Annotated in this window: 21 protein-coding genes and 1 riboswitch; of the genes, 16 read left to right on the plus strand and 5 right to left on the minus strand. The window is 72.2% G+C overall.

Going from position 1 to position 26,505, the window contains the following annotated elements; genetic code table 11:
* Window positions 1–184: 184 nt before the first annotated feature.
* Window positions 185–1,660, minus strand: coding sequence for a glycine hydroxymethyltransferase (locus C6N31_RS27860; protein ID WP_138354190.1), 1,476 nt, complete (start codon window positions 1,658–1,660; stop codon window positions 185–187).
* A 21-nt stretch (window positions 1,661–1,681) separates the two neighbouring features.
* Window positions 1,682–1,774: riboswitch (ZMP/ZTP riboswitch) on the minus strand.
* A gap of 39 nt (window positions 1,775–1,813) precedes the next feature.
* Window positions 1,814–2,506: a TetR/AcrR family transcriptional regulator gene (locus C6N31_RS27865; protein ID WP_138354189.1), complete on the minus strand. Its 693-nt coding sequence runs from the start codon at window positions 2,504–2,506 to the stop codon at window positions 1,814–1,816.
* 178 nt (window positions 2,507–2,684) lie between these two features.
* Between C6N31_RS27865 and C6N31_RS27870 the strand changes: the two genes are divergently transcribed.
* From C6N31_RS27870 to C6N31_RS27880, 3 genes are all read left to right on the plus strand, one after another.
* Window positions 2,685–4,085 (plus strand): GH1 family beta-glucosidase, encoded by a 1,401-nt coding sequence (locus tag C6N31_RS27870; protein ID WP_244809603.1) that lies wholly within the window; start codon window positions 2,685–2,687, stop codon window positions 4,083–4,085.
* A gap of 83 nt (window positions 4,086–4,168) precedes the next feature.
* On the plus strand, window positions 4,169–5,422 hold the full coding sequence (locus C6N31_RS27875) for an MFS transporter (protein WP_198358512.1): 1,254 nt from the start codon (window positions 4,169–4,171) through the stop codon (window positions 5,420–5,422).
* A gap of 69 nt (window positions 5,423–5,491) precedes the next feature.
* Entirely contained in the window at window positions 5,492–6,502 is a 1,011-nt protein-coding gene (locus C6N31_RS27880) for an enoyl-CoA hydratase/isomerase family protein (protein ID WP_198358513.1), read from the plus strand.
* Between the two features lie 123 nt (window positions 6,503–6,625).
* On the opposite strand, the gene C6N31_RS27885 is transcribed toward C6N31_RS27880, so the two are convergent.
* The gene (locus tag C6N31_RS27885; protein ID WP_138354185.1) at window positions 6,626–7,489 is read right to left on the minus strand and encodes a S1 family peptidase; all 864 of its coding nucleotides are present in this window, start codon (window positions 7,487–7,489) and stop codon (window positions 6,626–6,628) included.
* 130 nt (window positions 7,490–7,619) lie between these two features.
* On the opposite strand from C6N31_RS27885, the gene C6N31_RS27890 reads away from it, so the two are divergent.
* Window positions 7,620–8,369: a (2Fe-2S)-binding protein gene (locus C6N31_RS27890; protein ID WP_198358514.1), complete on the plus strand. Its 750-nt coding sequence runs from the start codon at window positions 7,620–7,622 to the stop codon at window positions 8,367–8,369.
* Between the two features lie 181 nt (window positions 8,370–8,550).
* Here the strand turns inward: C6N31_RS27890 and C6N31_RS27895 are convergent, their stop codons facing one another.
* Window positions 8,551–9,075 carry an SgcJ/EcaC family oxidoreductase gene (locus C6N31_RS27895; protein ID WP_164293500.1) on the minus strand — a complete coding sequence of 175 codons (525 nt, stop codon included), beginning with the start codon at window positions 9,073–9,075 and terminating at the stop codon, window positions 8,551–8,553.
* 397 nt (window positions 9,076–9,472) lie between these two features.
* Between C6N31_RS27895 and C6N31_RS27900 the strand changes: the two genes are divergently transcribed.
* Window positions 9,473–11,050: an acetolactate synthase large subunit gene (locus tag C6N31_RS27900; RefSeq protein ID WP_198358515.1), complete on the plus strand. Its 1,578-nt coding sequence runs from the start codon at window positions 9,473–9,475 to the stop codon at window positions 11,048–11,050.
* A 213-nt stretch (window positions 11,051–11,263) separates the two neighbouring features.
* On the opposite strand, the gene C6N31_RS27905 is transcribed toward C6N31_RS27900, so the two are convergent.
* Window positions 11,264–12,091 (minus strand): SDR family oxidoreductase, encoded by an 828-nt coding sequence (locus C6N31_RS27905; protein WP_198358516.1) that lies wholly within the window; start codon window positions 12,089–12,091, stop codon window positions 11,264–11,266.
* A 240-nt stretch (window positions 12,092–12,331) separates the two neighbouring features.
* Between C6N31_RS27905 and C6N31_RS27910 the strand changes: the two genes are divergently transcribed.
* The 11 genes from C6N31_RS27910 (at window position 12,332) to C6N31_RS27960 (ending at window position 26,498) form a co-directional block, all read left to right on the plus strand.
* Window positions 12,332–14,242 carry an RICIN domain-containing protein gene (locus C6N31_RS27910; RefSeq protein ID WP_438817433.1) on the plus strand — a complete coding sequence of 637 codons (1,911 nt, stop codon included), beginning with the start codon at window positions 12,332–12,334 and terminating at the stop codon, window positions 14,240–14,242.
* 54 nt (window positions 14,243–14,296) lie between these two features.
* On the plus strand, window positions 14,297–17,404 hold the full coding sequence (locus C6N31_RS27915; RefSeq protein WP_138354180.1) for a DEAD/DEAH box helicase: 3,108 nt from the start codon (window positions 14,297–14,299) through the stop codon (window positions 17,402–17,404).
* Window positions 17,401–18,033, plus strand: a complete 633-nt coding sequence (locus C6N31_RS27920; RefSeq protein ID WP_198358517.1) for an SWIM zinc finger family protein — start codon at window positions 17,401–17,403, stop codon at window positions 18,031–18,033. The genes C6N31_RS27915 and C6N31_RS27920 overlap by 4 nt, the downstream gene beginning before the upstream one ends.
* Before the next feature lie 124 nt (window positions 18,034–18,157).
* Window positions 18,158–18,919 carry a dienelactone hydrolase family protein gene (locus tag C6N31_RS27925; RefSeq protein ID WP_138354178.1) on the plus strand — a complete coding sequence of 254 codons (762 nt, stop codon included), beginning with the start codon at window positions 18,158–18,160 and terminating at the stop codon, window positions 18,917–18,919.
* 277 nt (window positions 18,920–19,196) lie between these two features.
* Window positions 19,197–21,260: a PQQ-dependent sugar dehydrogenase gene (locus tag C6N31_RS27930; RefSeq protein ID WP_198358518.1), complete on the plus strand. Its 2,064-nt coding sequence runs from the start codon at window positions 19,197–19,199 to the stop codon at window positions 21,258–21,260.
* Between the two features lie 341 nt (window positions 21,261–21,601).
* Entirely contained in the window at window positions 21,602–22,582 is a 981-nt protein-coding gene (locus tag C6N31_RS27935; RefSeq protein ID WP_138354176.1) for a lysylphosphatidylglycerol synthase transmembrane domain-containing protein, read from the plus strand.
* A gap of 67 nt (window positions 22,583–22,649) precedes the next feature.
* Window positions 22,650–23,372: a response regulator transcription factor gene (locus tag C6N31_RS27940; RefSeq protein WP_138354175.1), complete on the plus strand. Its 723-nt coding sequence runs from the start codon at window positions 22,650–22,652 to the stop codon at window positions 23,370–23,372.
* Window positions 23,369–24,895, plus strand: a complete 1,527-nt coding sequence (locus C6N31_RS27945; protein WP_306665030.1) for a sensor histidine kinase — start codon at window positions 23,369–23,371, stop codon at window positions 24,893–24,895. The genes C6N31_RS27940 and C6N31_RS27945 overlap by 4 nt, the downstream gene beginning before the upstream one ends.
* Window positions 24,896–24,996: 101 nt before the next feature.
* Complete coding sequence (locus C6N31_RS27950; protein ID WP_138354174.1) at window positions 24,997–25,389, plus strand: hypothetical protein; 393 nt, start codon at window positions 24,997–24,999, stop codon at window positions 25,387–25,389.
* Window positions 25,386–25,610 (plus strand): hypothetical protein, encoded by a 225-nt coding sequence (locus C6N31_RS27955; protein ID WP_138354173.1) that lies wholly within the window; start codon window positions 25,386–25,388, stop codon window positions 25,608–25,610. The genes C6N31_RS27950 and C6N31_RS27955 overlap by 4 nt, the downstream gene beginning before the upstream one ends.
* Before the next feature lie 36 nt (window positions 25,611–25,646).
* Window positions 25,647–26,498 (plus strand): SCO6745 family protein, encoded by an 852-nt coding sequence (locus C6N31_RS27960; protein ID WP_232485764.1) that lies wholly within the window; start codon window positions 25,647–25,649, stop codon window positions 26,496–26,498.
* The last annotated feature ends 7 nt before the right edge of the window (window positions 26,499–26,505 follow it).

A 26,505-nucleotide genomic window follows, 5' to 3' on the forward strand; every position in this document is an offset into this window, starting at 1 on the left:
TCCTCGACTCCCTCGCACGCTTCTGCCGACGGATCTCCGGCGCAGGACACTAGCCCGACGGCAGGTGGGACGGCTCCGGTGATCACGGCGGCAACGCGGTGAAGTGAATGAGCTGAAGAGGAGGCCCGCCCCCCGGATTCCAGGGGGCGGGCCTCCGTGCGTCAGGTCTGGGTTCAGCTCTGACTCAGCTCTGACTCAGGTCGACGCCCGGGTAGAGCGGGAACCCGGCCAGCAGGTCGGCGGAGCGCCCCGCGACCTGGTCCGCCACGGAGGGGTCGAGCACATGACTCGCCTTCGACGGAGCGCCGCTCGCGGTGGTGCCGGGGCGGGTGTTGGCCAGCACCGTGTCGATCAGGCCCGCGATCTCGTCCATCTCCTGCACACCGAGCCCGCGGGTGGTGAGCGCCGGGGTGCCGATGCGGACCCCGGACGTGTACCAGGCGCCGTTCCGGTCCTGCGGGACCGAGTTGCGGTTGGTGACGATGCCGGCGTCCAGCAGCGCGGCCTCGGCCTGGCGGCCGGTGAGTCCGTAGCCGGAGACGTCGGCGAGCACCAGGTGGTTGTCGGTGCCGCCGGTGACGAGGGAGGCTCCGCGCCGCAGCAGCCCCTCGGCCAGCGCGGACGCGTTGTCGACGATGCGCCGGGCGTAGTCGCGGAAGTCGGGCCGGCGCGCCTCGGCCAGCGCCACCGCCTTGGCGGCCATCACGTGCGGCAGCGGACCGCCGAGCACCATGGGGCAGCCGCGGTCGACGTGCTCGGCCAGTTCGGCGTCGCACAGGACCATGCCGCCGCGCGGCCCGCGCAGCGACTTGTGGGTGGTGGTCGTGACGATGTTGGCGTGCGGCACCGGGTCGAAGTCGCCGGTGAGCACCTTGCCCGCGACCAGGCCGGCGAAGTGCGCCATGTCGACCATCAGCGTCGCGCCGACCTCCTCGGCGATCTCCCGCATGATGCGGAAGTTGACCAGCCGCGGATAGGCGGAGTAGCCGGCGACCAGGATGAGCGGGCGGAACTCGCGCGCGGTCTCGCGCAGCGCGGTGTAGTCCAGCAGGCCGGTCTTCGGATCGGTGCCGTAGCTGCGCTGGTCGAACATCTTGCCCGAGATGTTGGGGCGGAAGCCGTGGGTGAGGTGGCCGCCCGCGTCGAGTGCCATGCCGAGCATCCGCTGGTCCCCGAGCTCGCGGCGCAGCGCCGCCCAGTCCTGCTCACTCAGGTCGTTGACGTGCTTGACCTGGGCCCGCTCCAGTGCCGGGCTCTCCACCCGCTGGGCGAGCACGGACCAGAAGGCGACCAGGTTGGCGTCGATGCCGGAATGCGGCTGCACGTAGGCGTGCGTCGCGCCGAACAACTCGCGGGCGTGTTCGGCGGCGAGCGCCTCGACGGTGTCGACATTGCGGCAGCCGGCGTAGAAGCGGCGGCCGACCGTGCCCTCGGCGTACTTGTCGCTGAACCAGTTGCCCATGGTCAGCAGGACTGCCGGGGAGGCGTAGTTCTCGCTGGCGATGAGCTTGAGCTGGGCGCGCTGGTCCTCGATCTCGGCGCCGATGGCGTCCGCGACGCGCGGCTCGACGGCCCGGATGACATCCAGCGCGCTGCGGAAGGCGGTGGATTCGGTCGATTCGCCGGGCTTGATGCTGAAGGACGACGGTTCTGCGGCCATGCGGGGCCTCCGGAACGAGAAGGGAAGGGCCCAGGCGCGCGGCAGCACATCGTCAGGAGACGGAGCCGCTCCCCGATGGTCGGTCCCATCCAAGCGCCAGTCACGGCTCACGCCGACCCTAGCAGCGCGGCCTGCGACGTGCCCGGTGCGGACTCAATCCGTCCGACTGCCGAGATAGCGGCGCAGCACCCGCTTGCACTCGGCGATCAGCGCCGGGTCGCCGTCCGGGTCGGTACGGAAGGCCAGCCGCAGGACGGCGTCGGCGCACTCCAGGGCGACGCGGCCGGCCAGCCGCGAGGCGGCGGGGTCCAGCAGCCCGCCGGTGAGGGCCCACAGCCGGTCGGCGACCGCGGTGTTGTTGTCGATCTCGGTGTCGAGCAGATGCCGGGCGGTGGGTTCCTCGCGGCCCACGGCGCCGAAGTCGACGACCCCGAATCCCGGCACCGCGCGCCGCATCGCGACGAACTCCTCGACGGCGAGATCCACCAGGGTGGCGATGTCGTGGGGGGACTCGGCCGCGATCCGCCGGGACAGGCGGTCGGTGTAGCGCTCCAGATTGCGAGTGGCGAGCGCGCCGAGCAGCCCGTCCTTGCCGGGGAAGAACTGGTAGAGGGTGCCGATCGGCACCTCCGCCCGGCGGGCCACCTCCTTGGTGGTCAGCGCGGTGTAGCCGACCTCGTCCAGCAGGACGGCGCACGCGCTGAGGATGCGCTCGACGCGCTCGGCGCTGCGCCGCTGCACCGGACTGCGGCGGACGGCGGCGGAGGCGGGTCCGGTGGTGGAGCCCGCGGCCGGTCCGGCGGCCGGTTCGGCGACGGGGGCGGCGTTCTGTGTCTGTTCCTGCATGGGGCCACTCTGCCGGATCCCGTCCGCGATCGGCGACCCGCTATCGTGAGCATTGCTCATGTTCTGCGTTCGTCCTGCGCCATGCGCCATGCGCCATGCGCCATGCGCCATGCGCCATGCGCCAGGTCATGCCATCTGCCATCTCGTGCCCGTTCCCGTCCCGTCAAGGAGTGAGCCAGTGCCGGACCCGTCGACACCGCAGCGCCCGCAGCTTCCCGAATCGTTCGTCTGGGGCGTCTCCACCGCCTCCTACCAGGTCGAGGGGGCCGTCGCCGAGGGCGGCAGGGGGCCGTCCGTCTGGGACACGTTCACCGCGCGCCCCGGCACGGTCCGCGACGGCCACACCGGAGCGGTGGCCTGCGACCACTACCACCGCTATCCGCAGGACGTTGCCCTGATGAAGGACCTCGGGCTGGACGCGTACCGCTTCTCCGTCGCCTGGCCGCGCGTCCAGCCGTCGGGCAAGGGTCCGGCGAGCGCGGCGGGGCTGGACTTCTACGACCGGCTCGTCGACGAACTGCTCGCCGCCGGCATCGCGCCCACCCCCACCCTCTTCCACTGGGACCTGCCGCAGGCCCTGGAGGACGAGGGCGGCTGGCTCGAGCGCGCCACCGCCGAACGGTTCGCCGAGTATGCGGGAGTGGTGGCCGACCGACTCAGTGACCGCGTCCGGCGCTGGATCACCCTCAACGAACCCTTTGTGCACATGGTGTTCGGCTACGCCTTGGGCGTCCACGCGCCCGGCCGCGCCCTGATGCTGGACGCCCTGCCGGCCGCCCACCACCAGCTGCTCGGCCACGGGCTGGCGGTCGCGGCGCTGCGCGAGCGCGGCGCCGCCGAGGTCCTCATCGCCAACAACTGCACGCCGGTGCGCGTAGTGGGGGACTCCGCCGCCGACCGGGCCGCGGCCGCCGCGTACGACGCGCTGCACAACGGCCTCTTCAACGACCCGCTGTTCCTGGGCCGCTACCCCGACCTGTCGGCCTACGGCGTCGGCCCCGACCTCGGGGGCGCGGTCCTGGACGGCGACCTGGAGATCATCGCCGCACCGCTCGACGGCCTCGGCGTCAACTACTACAACCCCACCTGGATCCAGGCCCCGGCCGACGACCCCGCCCTGCCCTTCGCCGAGGCCCGGGTCGAGGGCTACGAGCGGACCGCCTTCGACTGGCCGGTCGTACCCGACGGCCTCACCGAGCTCCTCACCGGACTGAAGGAGCGCTACGGAGCCGCCCTGCCACCGGTGTACATCACCGAGAACGGCTGCTCCCAGACCGACGAACTCGTGGACGGCCGGATCACGGACACCGCGCGGATCGGCTATCTGGACGGCCACATCAGGGCGGTGGCCGACGCGGTGGCCCTCGGGGTGGACGTACGCGGGTACTTCACCTGGTCCCTGCTCGACAACTTCGAATGGGCGGAAGGGTTCCATCAACGATTCGGGCTGGTCCACGTCGACTTCGAGACCCAGGTCCGCACTCCCAAGGACTCCTACGCCTGGTACCGCTCCCTGATCGCGGCTCACCGGGACGCCGGACCCGCCGTTGGAAGCGGATCCGGATCCAGCGCCGGGTGAGAAGTCTTGGCGGCGCGGGGTGGGGTGGCTACACTCGCGCCAACATGAGCAGTACTCATGTTCTGCTGAACTGAGGAGAGCTCATGCGCGCCGTGACCGCACGTCCGCCGGCCGCGCTCGACGAACCCACCGTCCGGGTGCGGCCCGGCTGGACCGCCGCGCTGAGCCTGGCCAGCCTCGCGGTGTTCATGGCGTTCTTCACCCCGATCCAGATCCTGCTGCCCCTGCAGCTGGAGCATCTCGACGAGGCGCACAAGGCGGCGAACCTCGCGTGGGTGACCGGCGCCGGCGCGCTGGTCGCCGTCGTCGTCAATCCGCTGGCCGGCGCGCTGTCGGACCGTACGACCGGGCGCTGGGGCCGCCGCCGGCCATGGATCGTGGGCGGCGCCCTCGCGGGCGCCGCCGGGCTGCTGATCACCTCGGCGCAGCACACCCTGCCCGGCATCGTCGCCGGCTGGTGCCTGGCGCAGAGCGGTCTGAACGCGATGCTCGCCGGGGTCACGGCGCCGGTGGCCGACCAGGTGCCGGTCGGGCAGCGCGCCGCGGTCTCCGGCTGGACGGGGATCATGCAGTCACTCGGCCTGGTGCTGGGCGCGCTGCTGGTGACCACGGCCGTCTCCGGCGTCGGGCCCGGCTATCTGCTCACGGCACTGCTGGCCGTCGCCCTGGCCCTGCCGTACGTGCTCTGCTTCCGGGACCCCGTCCTGCCGCGCGCATTGCGCCCCGCCTTCCGTCCGCGGGCGCTGCTGAGCGGCCTGTGGGTCGATCCGCGCGCCCACCCGGACTTCGGCTGGGCCTGGCTCACCCGGTTCCTGATCAACCTCGGCAACGCGCTGGGCACGCTCTATCTGCTCTTCTACCTCACCGACGAGGTGCACCACCCGGACCCGGACACCGGAGTGCTGGTGCTGACCGTCATCTACACCGTCTCCGCGACCCTCACCGCGATCCCCGCGGGCATCGCGTCGGACCGCATCGGCAGACGCAAGGTGTTCGTGGTCGTGTGCAGCGTGATCATGGCGGTGGCCGCGCTGCTGTTGGCGGTCGCCCACACCTGGACGGCGGTGATGATCGCCGCCGCGGTCCTGGGCGCAGGGTTCGGCATCTACCTCGCCGTCGACCAGGCGCTGATCACCCAGGTGCTGCCGTCCGCCGCCGACCGGGCGAAGGACCTCGGCGTCATCAACATCGCCAATTCCGGACCGCAGGTGCTGGCCCCCGCCGTGGCCGCGCCGATCGTCGCCCACCTCGGCGGCTATCCGGGCCTGTACGTCGCCACCGCCCTGGTGACCCTGCTCGGCGGTGCGCTGGTGCTGCGTATTGTCGGGGTGGACTGAGGATCACCGACGAATGCCAGAAGCGGGCGCGGCGACGCGGCCGCGGAGAACCCACGGAGCACCGGCACCATGTACCTCCCCGTGCAGACGCACGTCGCCCACGGCACCGGCGTCATCGCCCTGGACCGGCCCGAGGCGCTCAACGCGCTCGATCTGACCATGGTCCGGGCGATGACCGAGGCCCTCGAGGCCTGGCGGGAGGACGACGGCGTCCGGTCGGTCGTCGTCCGCAGCACCTCGCCGAAGGCGTTCTGCGCGGGCGGCGACATCCGCACGATCCGGGCGGCGAGCCTGCGCGGTGACCATGCGGCGGTACGGGAGTACTTCGCCGCGGAGTACGGGCTCAACGCGCTGATCGCGGCCTTTCCCAAGCCGTACACCGCGCTCATCGACGGTTTCGCGCTCGGCGGCGGCCTCGGGATCTCCGTGCACGGCACGGCGCGGGTGGTGACGGAGCGGGCGGCGCTGGCGATGCCCGAGACCGCGATCGGCTTCTTCCCCGACATCGGGGCGAGCCACTTCCTGCCCCGGCTGCCCGGCTCCGCCGGCCGGTATCTGGGGTTGACGGGCGCCCGGATCGCGGGCGCGGCGGCGGTCGGCTGCTCGCTCGCCACGCACTATGTGCATTCCAGTGAACTGCCCGCGCTGGAGGAGGCGCTGACCGGCGGCGGTGAGCCGGCCGCGGTACTGGACCGCTTCGCGGTGGCGGCACCGGCCTCCGAAATCGGTGCGCACCTCGACGCCATCGACCGTTGCTTCTCCGCACCCGAGCTGCCGGAGGTCCTCGAACGGCTGGCGGCGGAGGACGGCGACTGGGCGGCCGACACGCTGGCCGGACTGCGGCGCATGTCGCCGACGAGTCTGTTCGTCACCTTCGAGCTGCTGCGGCGCGGCGCCGGTTCCGACCTCGGCGCCTGTCTGGACCGGGAGCTGCTGCTGGCCTGCCGTACCGCCCGCGCCCATGACTTCATCGAGGGCGTGCGGGCCGCGCTGGTCGACAAGGACCGGAACCCGCGCTGGTCGCCCGACCCGCTCACGGACGCGGACCGGGCCGAACTGCTGAGCTGGTTCGACGCGTAGGGCCCGGCCGTCCGGCCACGAGCGGCCGGTCACGAGCGTCGGGCCGCCGGTCACGAGCGGCCGGCGGCCGCTCCCCGGATCCCAGGTCCGGGGAGCGGCGTTCTTTTCCGGGGCTGCCTCAGCTCACGGCTTGGGCAGGGTGCATCCCGGCAGACTGAGGTTGATCTTGTTGCCCGCGCCGACGCACTGGGTGATCAGATACGTCTCCTCGGCGTAGTTGATGCCCTGGTGCACGGTGATGTTGCCGTTCTGGTCGACCTCGCACGGGTTGTCGAGGGTGCAGCGTCCGCCGTCCTCGTTGCCCGTGTTGTTGATGGCGACGACCTTGCCCGTCGCGGCGTCGACCACCGGGGAGCCCGAGGTGCCACCGATGGTGTTGCACGACGAGGTGTAGCGGACCGAGTCCTTCCAGATCCAGCTGTCCTCGTGCAGCCGGTAGACGAAGGCGTCGATGTTGCAGCTGTAGATCCGCTTCCAGTAGCCGGACACCACCTTGATGGCGGTCCCGGCGACGGGGTGGGTCGCGGAGAGCTCGAGCGCCGCGATGCCGTAGCTCGACTGGATCTGCGCGTACGTGGTGTTCAGCTGGTAGAGCGAGATGTCGGTGTCGGTCATGGTCGCGTAGGCGACCTTGGTGGCCCGCAGTGTGGCGACCTTGGTCCCGGCCGAGTTGAGCAGGCTGAACGTACGGCTGGACGCCACGTTGACGATGGACTCGCCCGGGTCCAGGAAGCCGCCCGACAGGCAGTGCCCGTTCGACATGACGATCGCGGGGTCGGTCGGCACCGAGGTCGGCATCTTCACGACGGAACCCGAACAGTTGCTGAGCGCCACGGTGCCCGCGAAGTTGACCGTGACGGCCGCCTTCGCGGTGTGTGCGGGCGCCGCATCCCGGCTTGTGGCCGATGCGGACGCCGCACCGGTGCCTGTGAGAGCCGCGCCGCCGAGCAGCAGGGCAGCCAGGACACCGACGAGAGGTCTTTTCATGTGGGGGGTCCTCTCCAGACCGAAGTTCTTTCGGCATTGTCATGAGCATTGTCGGGATTGGCTGGTGCCCCGGCAATAGGGCCTCATGTCCGGTCCGTTCGCGGCTCGGCCGGTACGTCATGATCGGTTCATGGACAGGACGCTGCGGGATGTCGCGGAAGTGGGGCCGTTCTTCGCCGTCAGGACCGGGCCCGGCGAGACCGGTGCGGACGGCGGGGGCAGCGCGGACGACGGCCCCCGCGCGCACGGCTACCGGCCGCTCGCCGAGCTCTACGCCACGGACCCGAGGCGCGCGGTGCACCCCGTCCGCGAGCGGGCCGCCGACGTCGCCGGGCGGCTGGGCACTCCGGAGCTCCGGGTGGGCGCCTCCCTCGCCTTTCAGGGGCTGGCCGCCCGGCTGTGGTCGGTGGCCCTGGGCGCTGCCGTCCTGGCGGGCCGGGTCCCCGACATGGCCGCCGACCGGGTGTGGTGGAACCCGGCTCTCAGTGCCCCGAACGACCTCTGGCTGCCGCACCCGTCGGCCCTTCCCGACTCCGACGACCTCGCCGGCCAACTGGCCGGGACGGTGCTGGCCGGGCATCTGGTCCCGCTGCACCGCGCGACCCGCGAAGCCTGCCCGGTCTCCGGCGGGCTGCTGTGGGGGAACGCCGGCTCCGCGCTGGCCGGTTCCCTGCGGGTGCTCCACACCTGGTGCGTCGCACGGGGCCGGACGGCGGAGGCGCGCAGCGCCCTGGACCTCACCGCGCGGCTCTTCCAGGAGCCGCTGCTGAGCGGCACCGGGACTCTGGACGCAGGGGATGTCAGCTTCGTGCGGCGCAGTTGCTGTCTGTACTACCGGGTCCCGGGCGGCGGCCTGTGCGGCGACTGCGTCCTGCGGTGATCGCGTGCGACCCACGTGCGACCACGTGTGTCCGCTCACCCACTGGCCGCACCTCGCAAACGGGATTCGGCCATCGCCTGTAAATCGCGGGCGGATGACCGAATCCATGTCACGACGCTCTGCCGCACGGCCGGTTGCCCGCTCCGAACGCGGGAGCGGGCCGCGGCCTTTCGTCGGTATGTCAGTGCATGATGCGGCTGTTCTGGTAGGCGCTGTCCCGCCACTCGTGGCCCTGCTTCACGATCGTCCATGTCTGACGGCCGACCCGCTCCGGTGGGACATCGATCTCGCCAGGAAGCTTCAGGCCGCCCTGGGTGACCACGATTCCGACATCCTTGCTGATGCACTTGACATTGAGGACATTCGCGACCGGAAGGACGTCCTTGTAGGGGCCCGTGAAGATGGCCGACATGTACGCCCGGATCTCGTCACGGCTCTTCAGGTAAGTGTCCTCACCCGGCACGATGAAGCTCGCGTCCTCGGTGAACACATCACCGAACGCTGTTAAATCATGGGCGACCCACGCCCGGCTGACTCGCTGCGGTACGTCCGCGAGGGCGGCCTTTTCCGCGTAGCACGAGCCGTGGCCATGCCCGGCGCCCTCTGTATCGGCCATGGCGCCGCTGGCGACGCCACCGGGGACGACCACGGCGAGTACGACGATGCCAAGACCGGCGATGATCGACGAGCGGATATGTCTGCGCATACTGTCTTCCCGTCTCTCCTGGTGGAAACCTGCCAAGGAATCTGACAGGTGTCGGCTATCGCCGCAACGCCTTCCAGGAATAAGCCCGCCGGCATGCGCCCGCACCGGAATGGATCATGCTGGCCCAGGAATGTGTAATTCCACATTCGGGCGACCCCGCGGGCGGCCGGAAGGCCCGCTGGTGGCGGGCGCGGTGCGCCGATAGGAATTCCGCTGGCCTGCGAAGTAATCACGAAATCTCTGGAAATTCAACGATCGGGAGAAGCGGGGTAATTACGCGTCATCTTCCGGTGCGATGGGCGGTCTGTCGCGAGGCCCTGGCGCGGGGGAGGATTACGCACGGAACCGGGCGTGCTGATGATGCGGCCCTGAGACCCTGAGCAGAGGTGGGACACCCATGCCGAACGGCGCGCAGACCCTGATCCGTACGCTCGTCAAGGGTGAGGTCGAGGTGTGCTTCGCCAACCCCGGTACGTCCGAGATGCACTTCGTCGCCGCATTGGACGACGTGTCGGAGATGCGCGCCGTGCTGTGCCTGTTCGAGGGGGTCGCCACCGGTGCGGCCGACGGCTACGGCCGGATGACCGGCCTGCCGGCCTGCACCCTGCTGCATCTGGGCCCCGGGCTCGCGAACGGTCTGGCGAACCTGCACAACGCGCGCCGGGCGCACAGCCCGGTCGTCAACATCGTCGGCGACCACGCCCTGCCCCACAAGCCGTTGGACGCCCCGCTGGAGTCCGACATCGACGCGCTCGCTGGCACGGTCTCGGGCTGGGTGCGCCGGACGACGGACGGCGCCGATCTGCATCTGGACGCGACCCAGGCGATCATCGCCGCGTCGAGCGGGTCCGACGGCGCCGTCGCCACGCTCATCCTGCCCGCCGACGTGTCCTGGTCGGAGCCGGGACCGTCCCACACGGCCATCGCGTGGCTGCGCAGCGATGAGCCGGGTCCGGTGTCCGAGCAGGCCGTGACGGCCGCCGCCAAGGCGCTGCGGTCCGGTGAGCCCGCGGCGATCCTGCTCGGCGGCGGCGCGACGCGTGAGGCCGGGCTGCTGGCCGCGGCCCGGATCGCGGCCGCCACCGGAGCGAAGCTGCTCTGCGAGACCTTCCCCGCGCGGCTGGAGCGCGGTGCGGGGCTGCCGGAGGTCGAACGGCTTGCCTACCTCGCGGACTTCGCCACCGCCCAGCTCGAGGGCGTGAAGCATCTGATCCTGGCCGGTGCCCGCTCGCCGGTCTCGTTCTTCGCCTATCCCGGCAAGCCGGGCGACCTGGTGCCGGAGGGCTGCGAGGCGCGGGAGCTGGCCGGCGCCGCCGAGGACGTCACCGCCTCGCTCCAGCGGCTCGCCGACGAGGTGGCGGCGGATGTGAAGGCGACGGACGTGACGCCGGCGGCCCGTCCGCGGCCCGCGCGTCCCACCGGCCCGCTCACCGCCGAGTCCGCGTCCCAGGCGATCGGGGCGCTGCTGCCGCCGGGCGCCGTCGTCGTGGACGAGGCGAACACCTCGGGGCTGTGGCTGCCCGGCGCGACGGCCGGCGCTCCCCGGCACGACTGGCTCACCCTCACCGGCGGCGCGATCGGCCAGGGCCTGCCGCTGGCGACCGGCGCGGCGGTGGCCTGCCCCGGCCGGCCCGTGGTGTGCCTGGAGGCGGACGGCAGCGCGATGTACACCCTCTCGGCGCTCTGGACGCAGGCGCGCGAAGAGCTCGACGTGACCACCGTCGTGTTCAACAACGGCTCCTACGCGATCCTCAACCTGGAACTCGAGCAGGTGGGTGCCGCCGCGGCGGGTGAGCGCGCCCGGCGGCTGCTCGACCTGTCCGGGCCGGCCCTGGACTTCGTCGCCCTGGCCACGGGAATGGGCGTGCCGGCGACCCGGGCCACCACCGCGGAGGAGTTCACCTCCCAGTTCGAGCGGGCGCTGGCCGAGCCCGGTCCACATCTGATCGACTGCGTCGTGCCGCCGGTCTTCTAGGGCGTGTTGCGAAAGTCCCGCCTGGCCCACGGCGTCTGGCACGCGTCCTCGCTGCGTTGTCGGGCTCGTCCACGTACGTCCGGTACGAGGACGACCCTCCGCCTTGCGAGCGCACGCACCGGACGCCGTGGGCCACGCCCTCCGGGCGAACGGCGCTCCTTTCGCAACACGCCCTAGTCCGAACCGGGGCCGGCCTCCACCGGTCCTCCTCGATCAGCCGCCGTGCGCGCGCAGCCGCTCGTGGACGGTGTACGCGGCGCCGGTCCCGGTGCGCGCGCCGCGCACCCGGGTGCCGCCGTCGACCACCAGATCCGTCCCGGTGATCCAGCCGGCGTCGTCGGAGACCAGCCACAGGACGGCGCGCGCGACGTCCTCCGGCTCTCCGATCCGGCCCATGGGCAGCCCGGCGGCGATCTGCGGCTCGGCGCCCTCCCACACGAAACGGGCCATCTCCGTGCGGACCAGGCCGGGGGAGACCGCGTTGACCCGGACGGTCGGGGCGAGTTCGCCGGCGAGTTGGCGGGTGAGGTGGAGGAGGGCGGCCTTGCTGGTGCCGTAGGCGCCGATGTTGGGGCCGACGCCGTGCGCGCCCTCGGTGCAGATGTTCACCACCGTGCCGCCGTGCTCGCGCATCCAGGCCCGCCACGCGCACTGGACCAGCCGCAGGGGTCCGTCCACGTTGACGGTGAAGGCGTCCCGCCAGGCGTCCGGGTCGACGTCGACGAGCGGGCCGAACGGGGCGTTGGTACCGGCGTTGTTGACCAGGATGTCCACCCCGCCGAGCTCCTCGACCGCGAGCGCGACACACGCCTCCGGATGCGCGGGGTCGCCCACCGATCCGGCCAGGCCGGTGGCCCGGCCGCCGAGCGCGCGTACCTCCATGACGGCGGCCCGCAGTCCATCCGGGTCGCGGGCGGTCAGCAGGACCGCGGCGCCCGCCCCGGCCAGGGCGTGCGCGACGGCGAGGCCGATGCCCCGGGAGGCGCCGGTGACGAGGGCGGTCCTGCCGTGCAGCGGGGGAGTTGTCGCCGGTGTGGTCATGGGGCACCGTCTCATGATGGTACGTCAGTTCGAAAGGCGTCACCGTCGTCTCCTCGTCGCCTCCCCGTCGCGTCAGCGCGTCGACCGCGCCACGGAAGCGCCATGGAAGCGGCCGTTCCTGCACGAAGTCTTGACGCGCTCAAAGCGCACGAGTTAACTCACGCCTCGAACTAAGCAGTAAATCAAGGTCTGAATTAAGTCACGCACCAGGGCAAGTGCCGTAGAAAGGCAACCGGACCCATGCGCTCACTCACCCGTCCCCACACGGGCAGTACCAGGCTTCACCGCACCGGCCTCCGCCGCGCCGTCACCGGGCTGCTGGCGGCGGCGGTCGCCGTCGTCACCCCGATGCTGGCCACGCCGCTCACCGCGCACGCGGCGGGCGAGAGCGTCCAGGTGTGGCTGACCACCACGTCTGACTCGGGCGGCCGCAACGTCGTCAAGGGGCTCGAACAGCAGGCGCCGATCGCCTTCACCGCGGGCAGCGGTTCCGGCCAGTCCGTCACCGTCGACGAGAACACCCGCTACCAGCAGTTCGAGGGCGCGGGCGCGTCGTTCACCGACACCGCCGCCTGGCTGATGAACTCCAGCGGAGCGCTCAGCGCCGCCACCCGCGACGCGGTGATGAAGAAGCTCTTCGACCCGGTCAACGGCATCGGCATCGACTTCCTGCGCAACCCCATGGGCGCCTCCGACCTGGCGCGCGACAACTACACCTTCGACGACATGCCCAGCGGGCAGACCGACCCGGGCCTCGCGCACTTCTCCATAGCCCACGACCTGGCCGACGTCCTGCCGCTGACCAAGCAGGCCCGCCAGCTCAACCCCGCCGTCAAGGTGATGGGCGTGCCCTGGAGCGCGCCGGCCTGGATGAAGGACAACGGCAGCATGAGCCTGGGCTGGCTGCAGGCGCAGTACTACGGCGCTTACGCCCAGTACTTCGCGAAGTACCTGCAGGCCTACCAGGCGGCCGGCGTACCGGTCGACTACATCTCGGCGCAGAACGAGCCCACCTGCTGCGGGGGCTATCCGTCCATGCAGTGGAACGGCTCCGGTCTGGCGTCCTTCACCAAGAACAACCTGCTGCCCGCGCTGCACACCGCCGGGCTGTCCACCAAGGTCCTGGCCCTGGACTGGAACTGGGACCAGTACGACGCCTTCGCCGCCCCGACCCTCGACGACGCGGCGATCCGCAACGACCCGAACTTCGGCGGCATGGCCTGGCACGGCTACGGCGGCGACGTCGCCCAGCAGACCACCGTCCACAACAGGTACCCCACCGTGAAGGCCTTCGACACCGAACACTCCGGCGGCACCTGGATCGCCAACCAGCAGAAGGAGGACATGCACAACCTGATCGACTACACCCGCAACTGGGGCCAGAGCTGGGTCAAGTGGAGCCTGGCCGTCGACCAGAACATGGGACCGCACAACGGCGGCTGCGGCACCTGCACCGGCCTGGTCACCGTGCACAACGGCGACAGCCGCAGCGGACAGGTCGACTACACCGTCGAGTACTACACGATGGGCCACCTCACCAAGTTCGTGAAGCCCGGCGCCTACCGGATCGCCTCCACCGCCAACACCTCGGTGCCCAACGTCGCCTGGCGCAACCCGGACGGCTCGAAGGCGCTCATCGCGTACAACGACACCGGCAGCGCCCAGCCCGTACGCGTCAACTGGGGCAACCAGTCCTTCGCGTACACCCTGCCCGCCGGCGCCTCGGCGACCTTCACCTGGACCGGGACCCCCGGCAACGGCGGCGGTTCCACCGGAGCGATCACCGGCTTCGGCGGCAAGTGCGCCGACGTGGCCGCGGGCAGCAGCGCCAACGGCACCGCCGTCCAGCTCTACGACTGCAACGGCAGCGCGGCCCAGCAGTGGACCGCCTCCGCCGGCACCTACAAGGCGCTCGGCAAGTGCCTGGACCTGGCCGCCGGGGGCACCGCGAACGGCACCAAGGCCCAGCTGTACGACTGCAACGGAACGGGCGCCCAGCAGTGGCAGCCCGGCAGCGGCGGAACACTGGTCAATCCGGTGTCCGGCCGATGCCTGGACGCCACCGGGATGAGCTCCGCGAACGGGACCCGGCTGCAGATCTGGGACTGCGCCGGCGGCGCCAACCAGCAGTGGACCGTTCCCACCGGCTGACCTGCACGTAGGCTTCCGGGTGTCATCACACGCCCAGCAGGAAGAGGCCGCACCGTGTTCGCTCTGCACGCGCTGTGGAGAGCGGATCAGCGGCTCGCCCTGTGGGCCGAGGGCTCCCGGCAGCCGCCGGTCCCCGCGCCGGGCCACCCGTACGCCGTTCCCGGATCCGCCGTCGCCGAGTTGCTCGGCGACGGCGGATCCGCGCTCGGCTGGCTCGCCGGCCGGGCCCACGCAGGCCCGACCGGTCTGCTGCTCCCCACCCGCGACGGCGCGCCGCTGGCCTCGCCGGAGCTCGGCGGTCCCACCGCCGCCAGGGGCGTGCCCGTCGCACCGTGGACCGTCCCCTCGCTGCTCTTCGAGCCCGCGGAGGCCGCACTGCTGCTGGGCGAGCTGTCGACCGCGGGACTGCCCGAGGCGCCCTACGGTGCCGCGCTGCGCTGGCTGATCGCCGCCCACGACCTGGCCTGGCGCACGGTCGGACGGGGCAGGCTGCTGCCCGTGCTGGTCAGCGAGGCCGGAGCGCCGTACGCCCGCTGGCGCCCGGTCCGCGACGACGCCGGCTGGCAGGAGGCCGGCGAGCTCGCCGCCGCCGCGCCGCAGGAGTGCCGCGCCGAGCACCACGACGGCCGGCCCGACGGCCGTGCCGCCGCCACGATCCTCACCGACCTGCTCGACGTCCTCACCGACCGTGAGGCCCGCGCGGTCCTCGACGACGAACCCGAGCTGCTGCGCACCGCGCGCGGCCGGCGCCCCGCCACGACCGCCACCGAGCTGTGGCTGCGGGCCCTCACCTCGCCCACCGGCCGCGTCGAGGGCGCCGACCCCGACGAACTGGCCGAACTGGAGGAGCGGCTCACGGCCTGGCACCGCTCCGAGCCGCCCGTCCACGGCCCGCTGCGCGTCTGCTTCCGGCTGGTGGAACCGGTGGGCCCGGACCCCGCCGACCCGCGCGGCCACCCCTCCGACGACAACTGGCGGCTGGACTTCCTGCTCCAGGCGTCCGACGAGCCGTCCCTCATGGTCCACGCCGACGACGTCTGGAGCGAGGGCCCCGCGCTCAGCGCCCTGGAACGCAAGACCGCCCGCCCCCAGGAGGCGCTGCTGTCCGGTCTCGACCGGGCCGGCCGCGCCTACCCCGAGGTGCGGCGCGCGCTGCGCGGCAACCGGCCCGCCGGGCTGCCACTGGACCGGGCCGGCGCCCTCGGCTTCCTCCGGGACGCCGCTCCCGCACTGGCCGACGCGGGTTTCGGCGTACTGCTCCCCACATGGTGGCAGCGCCCCCAGAAACTCGGCATGACCCTGACCGTGCGCACCCCGCAGCCCGGCGCCGTGGACATCGGCAGCCTGGCCGACCAGGACGCCATCGTCGCGTTCCGCTGGCAGGCCGCGCTCGGCGACCAGCCGCTGACCCCCGCGGAACTCGCCGAGCTGGCGGCCGCCAAGCAGCCGCTGATCCGGATCCGGGGCCAGTGGACCGAGGTCGACCCGGACACCATCGCCGCCGCTCTCGCCTTCCTGGAACGCGACGGCAGCGGCGCCACGGACTCCGGGCGGATCCTGCGGATCGCGCTCGACCCGGACGCCACGGCGGGCGGGCTGCCGGTCGCGTCCGTCAGCGCCGACGGCCGGCTCGGCGAACTGCTCTCCGGCCGCGCCGACCAGCGGCTGCGCCCGGTCGCGGTGCCCGCCGGATTCGGCGCGACGCTGCGCCCGTACCAGGAACGGGGGCTGGCCTGGCTCAAGTTCCTGTCGGAGCTCGGGCTCGGTGCCGTCCTCGCCGACGACATGGGGCTCGGCAAGACCGCCCAGGCACTGGCGCTGCTCGCGGTGGAGCACGCGGAGCACGCCGATCGCGCGGATCACCCGGATCACACGGCTGAGATCCGGCCGACGCTGCTGGTCTGCCCGATGTCGCTGGTCGGCAACTGGCGGCGCGAGACCGCCAGGTTCGCCCCGATGCTGCGGGTCTACGTCCACCACGGGGCCGGCCGGCTGTCCGGCGCCGAGTTGCGGGAAGCGGTCGCCGGCGCCGATCTGGTGATCACCACGTACGGGCTGGTGCAGCGCGACACCGAGGCGCTCACGCAGACCGTCTGGCGGCGCGTCATCATCGATGAGGCGCAGCACATCAAGAACTCCGCCACCCGCCAGTACCGGGCGGTCCGCGAACTGACCGCCGACCACCGCATCGCACTCACCGGCACTCCCGTCGAGAACCGGCTGGCCGAACTGCACGCCATCCTGGACTTCGCCAACCCCGGCCTGTTCGGTTCGGCGATCCGCTTCAAGGAGCGGTACGCCGTTCCCATCGAGCGCGACGGCAGCGAGGCCGCCGCGCAGGCGCTGCAACAGCGCACCCGGCCGTTCGTCCTGCGGCGGCTGAAGGGCGATCCGGCCATCTCGCGGGACCTGCCCGCCAAGCAGGAGATGACGGTGCTGTGCAATCTCACAGCCGAACAGGCGGCGCTGTACCAGGCGGTCGTCACCGACCTCCTGGAGCAGATCAAGGAGAGCCGCGGCATCGAGCGCAAGGGTCTGGTGCTGGCGTCGCTCGGCAAGCTCAAGCAGGTGTGCAACCACCCCGCGCAGTTCGCGCACGACGGCTCGCCGCTGGCGGGGCGCTCGGGGAAGGTCGCCCGGCTGGAGGAGACGCTGGAGGAGGCGCTCGCCGAGGGCGACAAGACGCTGTGCTTCACGCAGTTCGCCGAGTTCGGTTCGCTGCTGCAGGGGCACCTGGCCCAGCGGCTGGACACCGACGTCCTGTTCCTGCACGGCGGGGTGCCCCAGCGGGCCCGCGACGAGATGATCGAGCGCTTCCAGGACCCGGACGGCCCCTCGGTGTTCCTGCTCTCCCTCAAGGCCGGCGGCACCGGCCTCAATCTGACCGCCGCCAATCAGGTCATCCATGTCGACCGGTGGTGGAACCCGGCGGTCGAGGAGCAGGCCACCGACCGGGCGTTCCGGATCGGACAGCGCCGTGACGTCCAGGTCCGTAAGTTCGTGTGCGTGGGCACCGTGGAGGAACGCATCGACGCGATGATCGAGGCGAAGCGGACCGTGGCCAGGGCTGCCGTCGGATCCGGCGAGAACTGGCTGACGGAGCTGTCGACCGACGCGCTGTACGACCTGGTCGGTCTCGGCGCCGACGCGGTGAGCGAATGACGGGGCGGCCGGGGCTGCCCGGCAGGGCGCGCTCTTGGTCCCAGCGGTTCGCCGACCGGCTGGAGGCCATCGGCGCGACCGTGCCGCCGGGCCCGCCCGCCGCCGGGGTGACCGGGCTGGAGGTCGAGGCCGGCGCCGTGACGGCCCGGGTCAGGGAGGGGCAGGCGCGCTACGACGTGCGGATCGGGCTGGCGGAGTTCACCCCGACGCAGTGGACCCGCGCCGTACGGGCCGTCGGCGCCGACCCCGACTGCCGGGCGCGGCTGCTCGACAACGAACTGGCTCCCGACGCGGAGGACCTGTTCGCCAGGGCCGGCCTGCGGCTCTTCCCGGCGCGCACCCCGGATCTCGCGATGGAGTGCTCGTGCCCCGACTGGGCGCTGCCCTGCGCCCATCTCAGCGCGGTGCTGCGGAGCCTGGCCGACGCGTTCGACGCCGATCCGTATCTCGTCCTGACCTGGCGCGGGCGCACCCGCGAGGAGCTGCTGAAGGAGCTGCCGCCCGCCGTGCCGCGGCGCGAGCCGGCGGACTCGGCGCTGTTGCTGCTCGGCCGGCCGGCGATCACCGTCCGCGGCCGCGGTCTGACCGAGGTGCTGGGGCCGGCCTACGAGGCGTTCACCGGCTGGTGACCCGGTCCTGAGGCACGTCGAGCAGGCGGGCCATCGCCACCGGCCCGCCGGGATCGGATCTCCGATGTCCCGCTGCGACTGCGGCTATTGGTCGGGATCCGAGTGCCTGTTCTAGGCTTGGATCATGGAATTCGAGATCGTCAGGGAAAGCATCACCATTCCGTCCGGCGACGGCTCCATGGGCGCCCACCTGGTCCGGCCGCAGGCCCCCGGCCGTTACCCGGGTGTGGTCGTCGGCTTCGAGATCTTCGGGCTGACCGCGCACATCCGTGACGTCGCGGAGCGGATCGCCCGTCTCGGCTACACCGTCATCGTTCCCGACTTCTACCACCGGGCCGGAACGGGCATCGACTTCACCGACGACCCGGACGGCCGCGTCAAGGGACTCGAACTCAGCGGCGGGCTCACCCGCGAGGGGGCCGTCGAGGACATCCGCGCGGCCGTGGACCATCTGCGGGGCGCGGAGCTCGCTGCCCCGTCCGTCGGGATGATCGGCTTCAGCTTCGGCGGCCATCTCGCCTATCTGGCCGCCACTCAGTTCGATCTCGCGGCGACCGCGGTCTTCTACGCCGGCTGGCTCGCCAGCTCCGACATCGGACTCGGCCGCCCGGGGCCGACCCTCACGCTCACCGAGGGCATCGCCGAGCACGGCGGCCGGCTGGCCTTCTTCGTCGGTGACGAGGACCACGCCGTCCCCGCCGCGGACCGTGCCGCGATCGGCGCCCGGCTGGCGGAGGCCGGCGTGCGGCACGAGATCATCGTCTACCCCGGGATCCCGCACGGGTTCTTCTGCGACGTCCGTGACTCGTACCGCAAGGAGGCCGCGGACGACGCCTGGATCCGCGTCCAGGAGCTCTTCGCGGCGGAACTCCCGCGGCCCGCGTAGCGCGTGGCGCTTCGTCCAGCCGGCCGGGCTTCCCGGCCGGCTGGGGAGCGCTCTCCCTGAACGTCCGATGTGTCATCAGGGCTGTCGATGCGCGTAACGAACTCCCCTCGGTTCATCGAACAATCGGGCTCAACTGGTCCGATCTATTGACGCAATTGGAAGGTTTCTTTACCGTCCTGTGCGGTAGAGGTTCGGCCCATCCGCCGCAGTTCGACTGTGACTTGTCATGCCTTGATCAAGTACTGGGCCGAGCACGGATTCCGTAGGAGGACGCGCAATGCCGAGGCCCCCCACCCCTCGCCGATTCACCCCGAGAGCCCTGATCGCCACCGGGGCGGTCACGGCCACCGCCGCCGGACTGCTCGTGGCCGTCGCCGGAACAGGCAGTGCCGCTCCCGTGCTGCTCAGCCAGGGCAAGCCCGCCACCTCGTCGTCCGACGGCGGCACCGGATACGCCGCGAAGCTCGCGTTCGACGGCGACACCGCGACCCGCTGGGCGAGCGTCAGAAACGTCGACCCCCAGTGGATCAGGGTCGATCTGGGCACAGCGGCCACCATCAGCTCGGTCAAGCTGGTCTGGGACCTGTCCTGCGCCACGGCGTACAAGGTCGAGTTCTCGACCGACGGCAGCACCTGGAAGAGCGTCTACTCCACCACCACGGGCGACGGCGGCACCGACGACCTCGCGGTCAGTGGAACCGCCCGCTACGTCCGCACCACCGGCACCGCCCGCTGCCGGCCCACCATGGGCTACTCGCTGCAGGAGTTCCAGGTCTTCGGCGGCGGCAGCGCCGACACCCAGCCCCCCACCACCCCGGGCAACCTGCACTCCACCAGCTCGACGCCGACCAGTGCCGCGCTCGCCTGGAACGCCTCGACGGACGACACGGGCGTCGCCGCGTACGACATCTACAACGACGGCAACAAGATCGCGGAGGCGGCCGGCACCGCCACCACCAAGAACGTCACCGGGCTGACCCCCAACACCGCGTACCGCTTCACCGTCTTCGCACGGGACGCGGCGGGCAACGTCTCCCCGGCCAGCAACCTGGCCACCGTCACCACTCCGCCCAGCTCTGACACCCGGCCGCCCACCGCGCCCGGCGGGCTGGCCGTCACCGGGACGACCTCCGGCAGCGCCTCGCTCAAGTGGACGGCCGCGACCGACGACACGGGCGTGACCGGGTACGACGTCTACAACGGCACGGACGTCATCCTCCCCGACGTCACCGGCACCACGGCCACCGTCTCCGGACTCGCCGCCGACACCTCGTACACCTTCACCGTCAAGGCCAAGGACGCGGCGGGCAACGTCTCGCCGGCCAGCAACCAGGTCACGGCGAAGACCCTGCCCGACAGCGGCAGCGACAAGACCCCCTCCAGCATCAAGACCGTCTCCACCGGCTGGACGATCCCCTGGGGCATGAGCTGGCTGCCCGACGGCTCCGCGCTCATCACCGAGCGCGACTCGTTCAAGGTCTTCAAGCTCACCCAGGCCGGTGCGCGGACCCAGATCGGCACCGTACCGAACGCGGTCACCACCGACGGTGAGGGCGGCCTCCTCGGTATCGCGGTCTCGCCCAACTGGAGCAGCGACCACTACGTCTACATCATGCACACCGCCTCGGAGGGCAACCGGATCGTCCGGATGACCTACGACGGCTCGACGCTGAGCGGCTACACCCAGCTCGTCGGCGGCATCAAGAAGAGCAAGTACCACAACGGCGGGCGCCTCAAGTTCGGCCCCGACGGCTACCTCTACGCCACCACGGGCGAGGCCCAGACCCCCGACCTCGCGCAGGACAAGAACTCCCTCAACGGCAAGATCCTGCGGATGACCACCGCGGGCAAGGCCGCCCCGGGCAACCCGTTCGGGACGCTCATCTACTCCTACGGCCACCGCAACCCGCAGGGCATCACCTGGGACCCGCAGGGCCGGCTGTGGGAGGCCGAGTTCGGCAACTCCAAGTACGACGAACTGAATCTGATCACGCCGGGCGCCAACTACGGCTGGCCCACCTGTGAGGGCAAGTGCTCCACCTCCGGCATGACCAACCCGAAGGCGCAGTGGGCGGTCGCCCAGGCGTCGCCCAGTGACATCGCCTACTCCGACGGCGCCATCTACATGGCGGCGCTGAAGGGCCAGCGGCTGTGGCGCATCCCGGTCAGCGGGACCACCGCGGGCACTCCGGCGGCGTACTACGTCAACCAGTACGGCCGGCTGCGGACCGTCGAGAAGATCCCCGGCAAGAGCGCGCTGTGGCTCTCCACGACCAACTGCGACAACAACGGCAACGCCGCCGACGGCGCGGACAAGGTCTTCCAGATCGAGCTGAAGTAGCAGAACCGGAACCGGGGCCGTGAGGCCACCGGTCGCAGACCGCCGGGCGGGGAGCAGGGGGCCCCGCCCGGCTTTGCGTTTCCGCGGGTGCGTTTCCGCAGGTGCGTCACCCCTTTGGCGGTGGGAGCGGGAGTACTCCTTCACGGAGTGTTCGGCCCGCGGACCCCCGCTCTTTCCGTGTGCGGGGCATGAATTGACGCAGTGGCGGGAACGCGCACAGCCCGCCCGGCAGCCGGTCGTGCGGGAGTCCGGGTGCCGGGACACGCTTACGCTGGGCGGATCGCCGCATCGCCGTAACCGCATTGTCGCTGTATCGAGACCACCTGTACCGAGGAGGGGCCATGACGCTTGCCCAGGCTGAACGGGTCAAGTGGCAGGGCGGGTGGCAGCGGACCTCGGTACGCTCCATGGCCGTCCTGATCCCCGTACTCGCCCTCGCGGTGCTCGCGGGCCGCCGTTGGTCGCTGATCGACTCCAGCGCCGACCAGCTCGGCGCCGCCGACCGCCAGTGGCTGGCCGTCGCGGCCGCCGCCGCCGTCATGACCTGGATCTGCTCGGCCACCGCCCAGCAGGGCGCGGTGGTGGAGTCGCTGCCGCCGGGACGGCTGCTCGCCACCCAGTTCGCCGCGTCCGCCGCCAACCACCTGCTGCCGGCCGGAGTCGGCGGCAACGCCGTCAACCTGCGGTTCCTGCTGCGCCGCGGACTGCCACCGGGCCGCTCGGCCGCCGCCCTGGGGGTACGTGCCGTGGCCGCCGCGGTGGTACGCGTCGGCATGCTGCTGATACTGCTCGCCGTCTTCCCGCACGCGCTCAAGGTCGACCGGGTCACCCCGGCCGGCCCCGCCCACCCCGTCGTCATCGTGTCGGTGGTGGCGGGCTGCGCCGTGGCCGGCGCGCTGCTGCTGCTCCTCGCCGGCCGGGTCCGGGACCGGGTGCGCACCTTCTTCGGCACGATGGTGGTCGATGTGCGGGCCCTGCACTGCAAGTCGGCACGGGTCGCGGCCCTGTGGGGCGGATCGCTGGCCTTCCCGGTGATGCACGCGACCGTGCTGGTGGCGGTGATCCAGGCGCTGAACGCTCCCGTGCCGGTCAGCGGAGTCGTCCTCGCGTACCTCTTCGCGAGCACCGCCGCGGCCTGGCTGCCCGCCCCCGGCGGCCTCGGCTCGCTCGACGCCGCCCTGGCCTTCACCCTGGTGACCGCCGGCGCCTCGGCCGTCGTGGCCACGTCGGCCGTCCTCGGCTACCGGCTCGTGACGGTCTGGCTGCCGCTGATCCCCGGTGTCCTGGTGCTCGCCGCGCTGATGCGGCGCCGCGTGCTCTGAGCGCCTGCTCCGCGCCGGCCCGAGCTGCGGCCGGTGGTCACAGCGGCCGGGAGTATGGTGCGGTCCCATGGTGGAACCACGGGTCGATCCGGCAGGTCGGGGGCGGGTCCTCGTCGTCGACGACGACGCGGCGATCCGCCGCTCGCTGGGCCGCGGCCTGCGCCTGGACGGCTTCCGCGTCACCGAGGCGGACGGCGGGCGGGCGGCGCTCGCCGGGCTGCGCGACGACCCGCCGGACGTGGTGGTGCTGGACATCTCCATGCCCGGCATCAGCGGTATCGAGGTGTGCCGGACGCTGCGCGAGGACGGCAACGACATACCGGTGCTGATGCTGTCGGCCCTGGACGAGGTCGCCGACCGGGTCGCCGGGCTGCAGGCGGGCGGCGACGACTACCTCGTCAAGCCGTTCGCCCTCGACGAGCTGGTGCTGCGGCTGCACGCGCTGCTGCGCCGCCGCCCGCCCCGGCGGACGGACACCGTGCGCGCCGGCGGCCTGCTGCTCGACCCGGCGGCCCGCACCGCACACCTCGACGGCACCGAGCTGCACCTCACCCGCCGTGAGTTCGAGCTGCTGGAGACCCTGGCCCGCAACGCGGGGATCGTGCTCACCCGCGACCAGCTGCTCGACCGGGTCTGGGGCTACGACTTCGACGTGCGGACCGATGCCGTCGACACCTTCGTGAGCTATCTGCGCCGCAAACTGGAGGCCGGTGGCCGGTCGCGGATCGTGCACACGGTGCGCGGGGTCGGCTTCGTGCTGCGCGACAGCCCGGCGGAGGGCGCGCGATGACCATGCGGCTGTCGACGCGGATCGCGATCGCCGTCGGCGTGCTCGTTCCCCTCCTCGTGCTCGCGTCGGGCTGGCTGCTGGTGCGGCTGGTCGCGAACGATCTGCACGCCCAGGCCGACGCCCATCTGCGGGAACGCGCGGCGGCGATGGCGCAGGACGCCCGCAACCTGCTGCGGGTCACCGCGGCGGACCGGTCGGCCGCCGCCGAGCAGGCCAAGGAGAAGCGGCTGTTCACCTCGGCGCTGGACGTCGGCATCCGGCTCATCGGCCCGGATGGCACCGTGACCGGCGGGCCGCAGCCCGGCGCGTCCTTCACGCTGCCCGCCGACGCCCGCCGGCCGGTCACCGTCCGCGACGGGCAGCGGAGCTGGCGGGTGCTGTCGGTGCCGGTGGTCGCCAAGCGCCCGGCGGCGACCGGCACCCTGTGGATCTTCTCGCCGGACACCGCGAGCCAGTCGCAGATCCAGCTCGTGCGGCGGCGGGTGGTGATGGTGGCGCTGCTGGGCGCGCCGCTGGCCGCGGCCGTCACCTGGCTCGCCGCCACCGCCGCCGTACGCCCGCTGCGCAGGCTCCAGCGGCGGGCCGCCGGCCTCGACCCGGGCACCAGCGCGGCCCGGCTCGACCACGAGCCGTCCAGGATCGCGGAGGTCGACGACCTGGCGCTGACGCTGCGGACGGTGCTGTCCCGCTACGACGAACAGGCCGCGCGCACCGCCGAGGCGCTCGCCACGGCCCGCTCCTTCTCCGCCGCGGCCTCGCACGAACTGCGGACCCCGCTGATGAGCATGCGGATCAACCTGGACGTACTGGGCGGCCACCCCGGCCTTGACCCCGCCGAACGGGCCGAGATCGTGGCGGACCTGAGCCGGGAGCACGCCCGGCTGCTCGGCCTGCTGGTGATGCTGCGGGCGCTGGCGCAGGGCGACCTCGTGGAGGCCGACGCCTTCGGGCCCGTCGATCTCGCCGAGGTCGTGGAGTCCGCCGCCGCCGCGCTGCGCGGCAGCCGGCCGGGCACGGCACTGACCGTGCGGAGCGGGCCCGGGCTCCTGGTCCACGGGTGGGAACCGGGGCTGCGCTCGGCCGTCGACAACCTGATCGTGAACGCGCTGACGCACGGGGGCGGCGCGGTCGACGTGACGCTGAGCGCCGGGGAGGACGGGCACGGGCCGGGTGAGGTCGCCGGTCCGTTCGTCGTGCTCACCGTGGACGACGACGGGCCCGGGGTGCCGCCGGCGTCCCGGCAGCGGGTCTTCGAGCGGTTCCGGCGCGGCTCCGACAGTTCCGGCTCCGGCCTCGGTCTGACGCTCGTCGCGCAGCAGATCTCCCTGCACCGGGGCACGATCCGGATTCTGGACCGGCCGGCCGGCGAGGGCCGTGCCGCCCGGGGAGCCCGGTTCGAGGTACGGCTCCCGCTGGCCGTGACCGGCCGGCCGGACTCCGGACTCCCATCGCGCAGGGACTGGTTGAGCGGGGAAACGGCGACGGGAACGGGACCAGTGACGGGACCAGTGACGGACCGGTGACGGGAACGGCGCCCGGTCAGGCCCCACAAGGTTTCCACAAAGACCGCTCCTAGCGTCGTTCCGCGGCCGGGCACCGTGCCCGGTCCGTCGAGGAGGACACCATGCGCACCACTCGCACCACCCGGACGGCGATCGCCGCGTGCGCGGCCGTCGCCGCGCTGCTCGGCGCGGCGGGAAGCGCGGCCGCCGCGCCGTCCGCGCCCCCGACCGGGGACGGCGCCAAGGCGGTCTGCAAGCGCGCCCCCAAGGCCGACGCGCGGATCGACAAAGCGCTCGCCCGGCTCAACGGGAACGCCGCCACGAAGGGATCCGTCGCCCGGCTCACCCAGCGCGTCGCCAACGCCAAGTCGGCCGGTCACAGCGAGATCGAGACCTATCTCAACGACCGGCTGACCTTCCGCAAGTCGCTCGTGCCGACGCTCCAGCAGCGCCAGAAGGACCTCAAGTCGGTCCTCGTCTGGTGCCAGGCCAACAACAGCGGAACCTCGAAGTGACCACGGGATCACGGCTGGCCGCGGTCACCGCGACGGTGCTGCTCTGCGCCGCGCTCGCCACCGGCTGCGGTGACAAGGGCGGTGGCGCCGACGGGTCCGCCACCATTCCCACGCCGTCCGGTTCGCAGCTCGCGCACCTCGACAAGGTCGTCGGCGACGCGGAGTCGGCGGCGAACGCGGCGGAGTCCGATGCCGCGTCCGACGCCGCGTCCGACAACTGACGGACGGCTCACGTAACCTGTGCGGCCATGGAGTCGATGGCACGGACTTTGTGGCTGCGCACGGAACCACTGCACGCGGTGGTCTACTTCGACGCGCAGTGCCGCGAGATGGGGCGCTCGCTGGGTCTCAAGGGCTACTGGATGGGGTACTTCGCCACCCGGTCCGCCCCACTGGGCCGCGCACAGCCGTCGGTGGTGACCGCCGCGTTCGGTGTGTTCGCCCCCGGACCGGTCGCCCGCGCGCTGCCCGCGTCCTGGGACATCACCACCCCCGAGCGGGCACTCGACCTGCGGGTCGAACGCTCGGCCGCCGCCCTGCGGGCGCTCGATCCGGAACTGGAGCGCCGGGCGGAGCGGCTGACCGGTCCGCTGGGCGCGATGGTGGCGGACGCACCCGCACTCGCCCGGCCGGTGTTCGCCGCCAACCGGGCCCTCCCCGACCGGGCGGACCCCGTGGAGCAGGTGTGGCAACTGACCACCTCACTCCGTGAGTTCCGCGGTGACGCGCATCTGGCCGTACTCGCCGACCGCGGCCTCGACGGCTGCGAGGCACTGCTCCTCGCGGCCGCCGACGGCCGGGTGCCCGCCGACTCCATCCGGCAGGACCGCGGCTGGACGGCGGAGGAATGGGCGGGCGCCGGTGCCCGGCTGCGCGAACGCGGACTGCTCGCGGCGGGCGGTGCCCTCACCGAACGCGGACGCGACGAGCGCCGGTCGATCGAGGACGACACCGACCGGCTGGCCGGCCGTCTGCTGCGCCCGCTGTCCGGCGACCGCGCGCAGGCGCTGTTCAGCGACCTGGCCCCGGTGGTGGACCGCGTCCTGGCCGGCCAGGTGCTGCCGTTCCCGAACCCGATCGGCCTGCCCCGGCCGGTGCGGCCGCTGTAGCCGGGTA

Source organism: Streptomyces fildesensis (assembly GCF_016107395.1).
Lineage (GTDB): Bacteria > Actinomycetota > Actinomycetes > Streptomycetales > Streptomycetaceae > Actinacidiphila > Actinacidiphila fildesensis.

Coding starts and splice junctions, on each gene's coding strand:
- C6N31_RS27860 (WP_138354190.1), bottom strand. CDS start 1,660: ATGGCCGCAGAACCGTCGTCCTTCAGCATCAAGCCCGGCGAATCGACC.
- C6N31_RS27865 (WP_138354189.1), bottom strand. CDS start 2,506: ATGCAGGAACAGACACAGAACGCCGCCCCCGTCGCCGAACCGGCCGCC.
- C6N31_RS27875 (WP_198358512.1), top strand. CDS start 4,169: ATGCGCGCCGTGACCGCACGTCCGCCGGCCGCGCTCGACGAACCCACC.
- C6N31_RS27880 (WP_198358513.1), top strand. CDS start 5,492: ATGTACCTCCCCGTGCAGACGCACGTCGCCCACGGCACCGGCGTCATC.
- C6N31_RS27885 (WP_138354185.1), bottom strand. CDS start 7,489: ATGAAAAGACCTCTCGTCGGTGTCCTGGCTGCCCTGCTGCTCGGCGGC.
- C6N31_RS27890 (WP_198358514.1), top strand. CDS start 7,620: ATGGACAGGACGCTGCGGGATGTCGCGGAAGTGGGGCCGTTCTTCGCC.
- C6N31_RS27895 (WP_164293500.1), bottom strand. CDS start 9,075: ATGCGCAGACATATCCGCTCGTCGATCATCGCCGGTCTTGGCATCGTC.
- C6N31_RS27900 (WP_198358515.1), top strand. CDS start 9,473: ATGCCGAACGGCGCGCAGACCCTGATCCGTACGCTCGTCAAGGGTGAG.
- C6N31_RS27905 (WP_198358516.1), bottom strand. CDS start 12,091: ATGACCACACCGGCGACAACTCCCCCGCTGCACGGCAGGACCGCCCTC.
- C6N31_RS27910 (WP_438817433.1), top strand. CDS start 12,332: ATGCGCTCACTCACCCGTCCCCACACGGGCAGTACCAGGCTTCACCGC.
- C6N31_RS27920 (WP_198358517.1), top strand. CDS start 17,401: ATGACGGGGCGGCCGGGGCTGCCCGGCAGGGCGCGCTCTTGGTCCCAG.
- C6N31_RS27925 (WP_138354178.1), top strand. CDS start 18,158: ATGGAATTCGAGATCGTCAGGGAAAGCATCACCATTCCGTCCGGCGAC.
- C6N31_RS27930 (WP_198358518.1), top strand. CDS start 19,197: ATGCCGAGGCCCCCCACCCCTCGCCGATTCACCCCGAGAGCCCTGATC.
- C6N31_RS27935 (WP_138354176.1), top strand. CDS start 21,602: ATGACGCTTGCCCAGGCTGAACGGGTCAAGTGGCAGGGCGGGTGGCAG.
- C6N31_RS27940 (WP_138354175.1), top strand. CDS start 22,650: ATGGTGGAACCACGGGTCGATCCGGCAGGTCGGGGGCGGGTCCTCGTC.
- C6N31_RS27945 (WP_306665030.1), top strand. CDS start 23,369: ATGACCATGCGGCTGTCGACGCGGATCGCGATCGCCGTCGGCGTGCTC.
- C6N31_RS27950 (WP_138354174.1), top strand. CDS start 24,997: ATGCGCACCACTCGCACCACCCGGACGGCGATCGCCGCGTGCGCGGCC.
- C6N31_RS27960 (WP_232485764.1), top strand. CDS start 25,647: ATGGCACGGACTTTGTGGCTGCGCACGGAACCACTGCACGCGGTGGTC.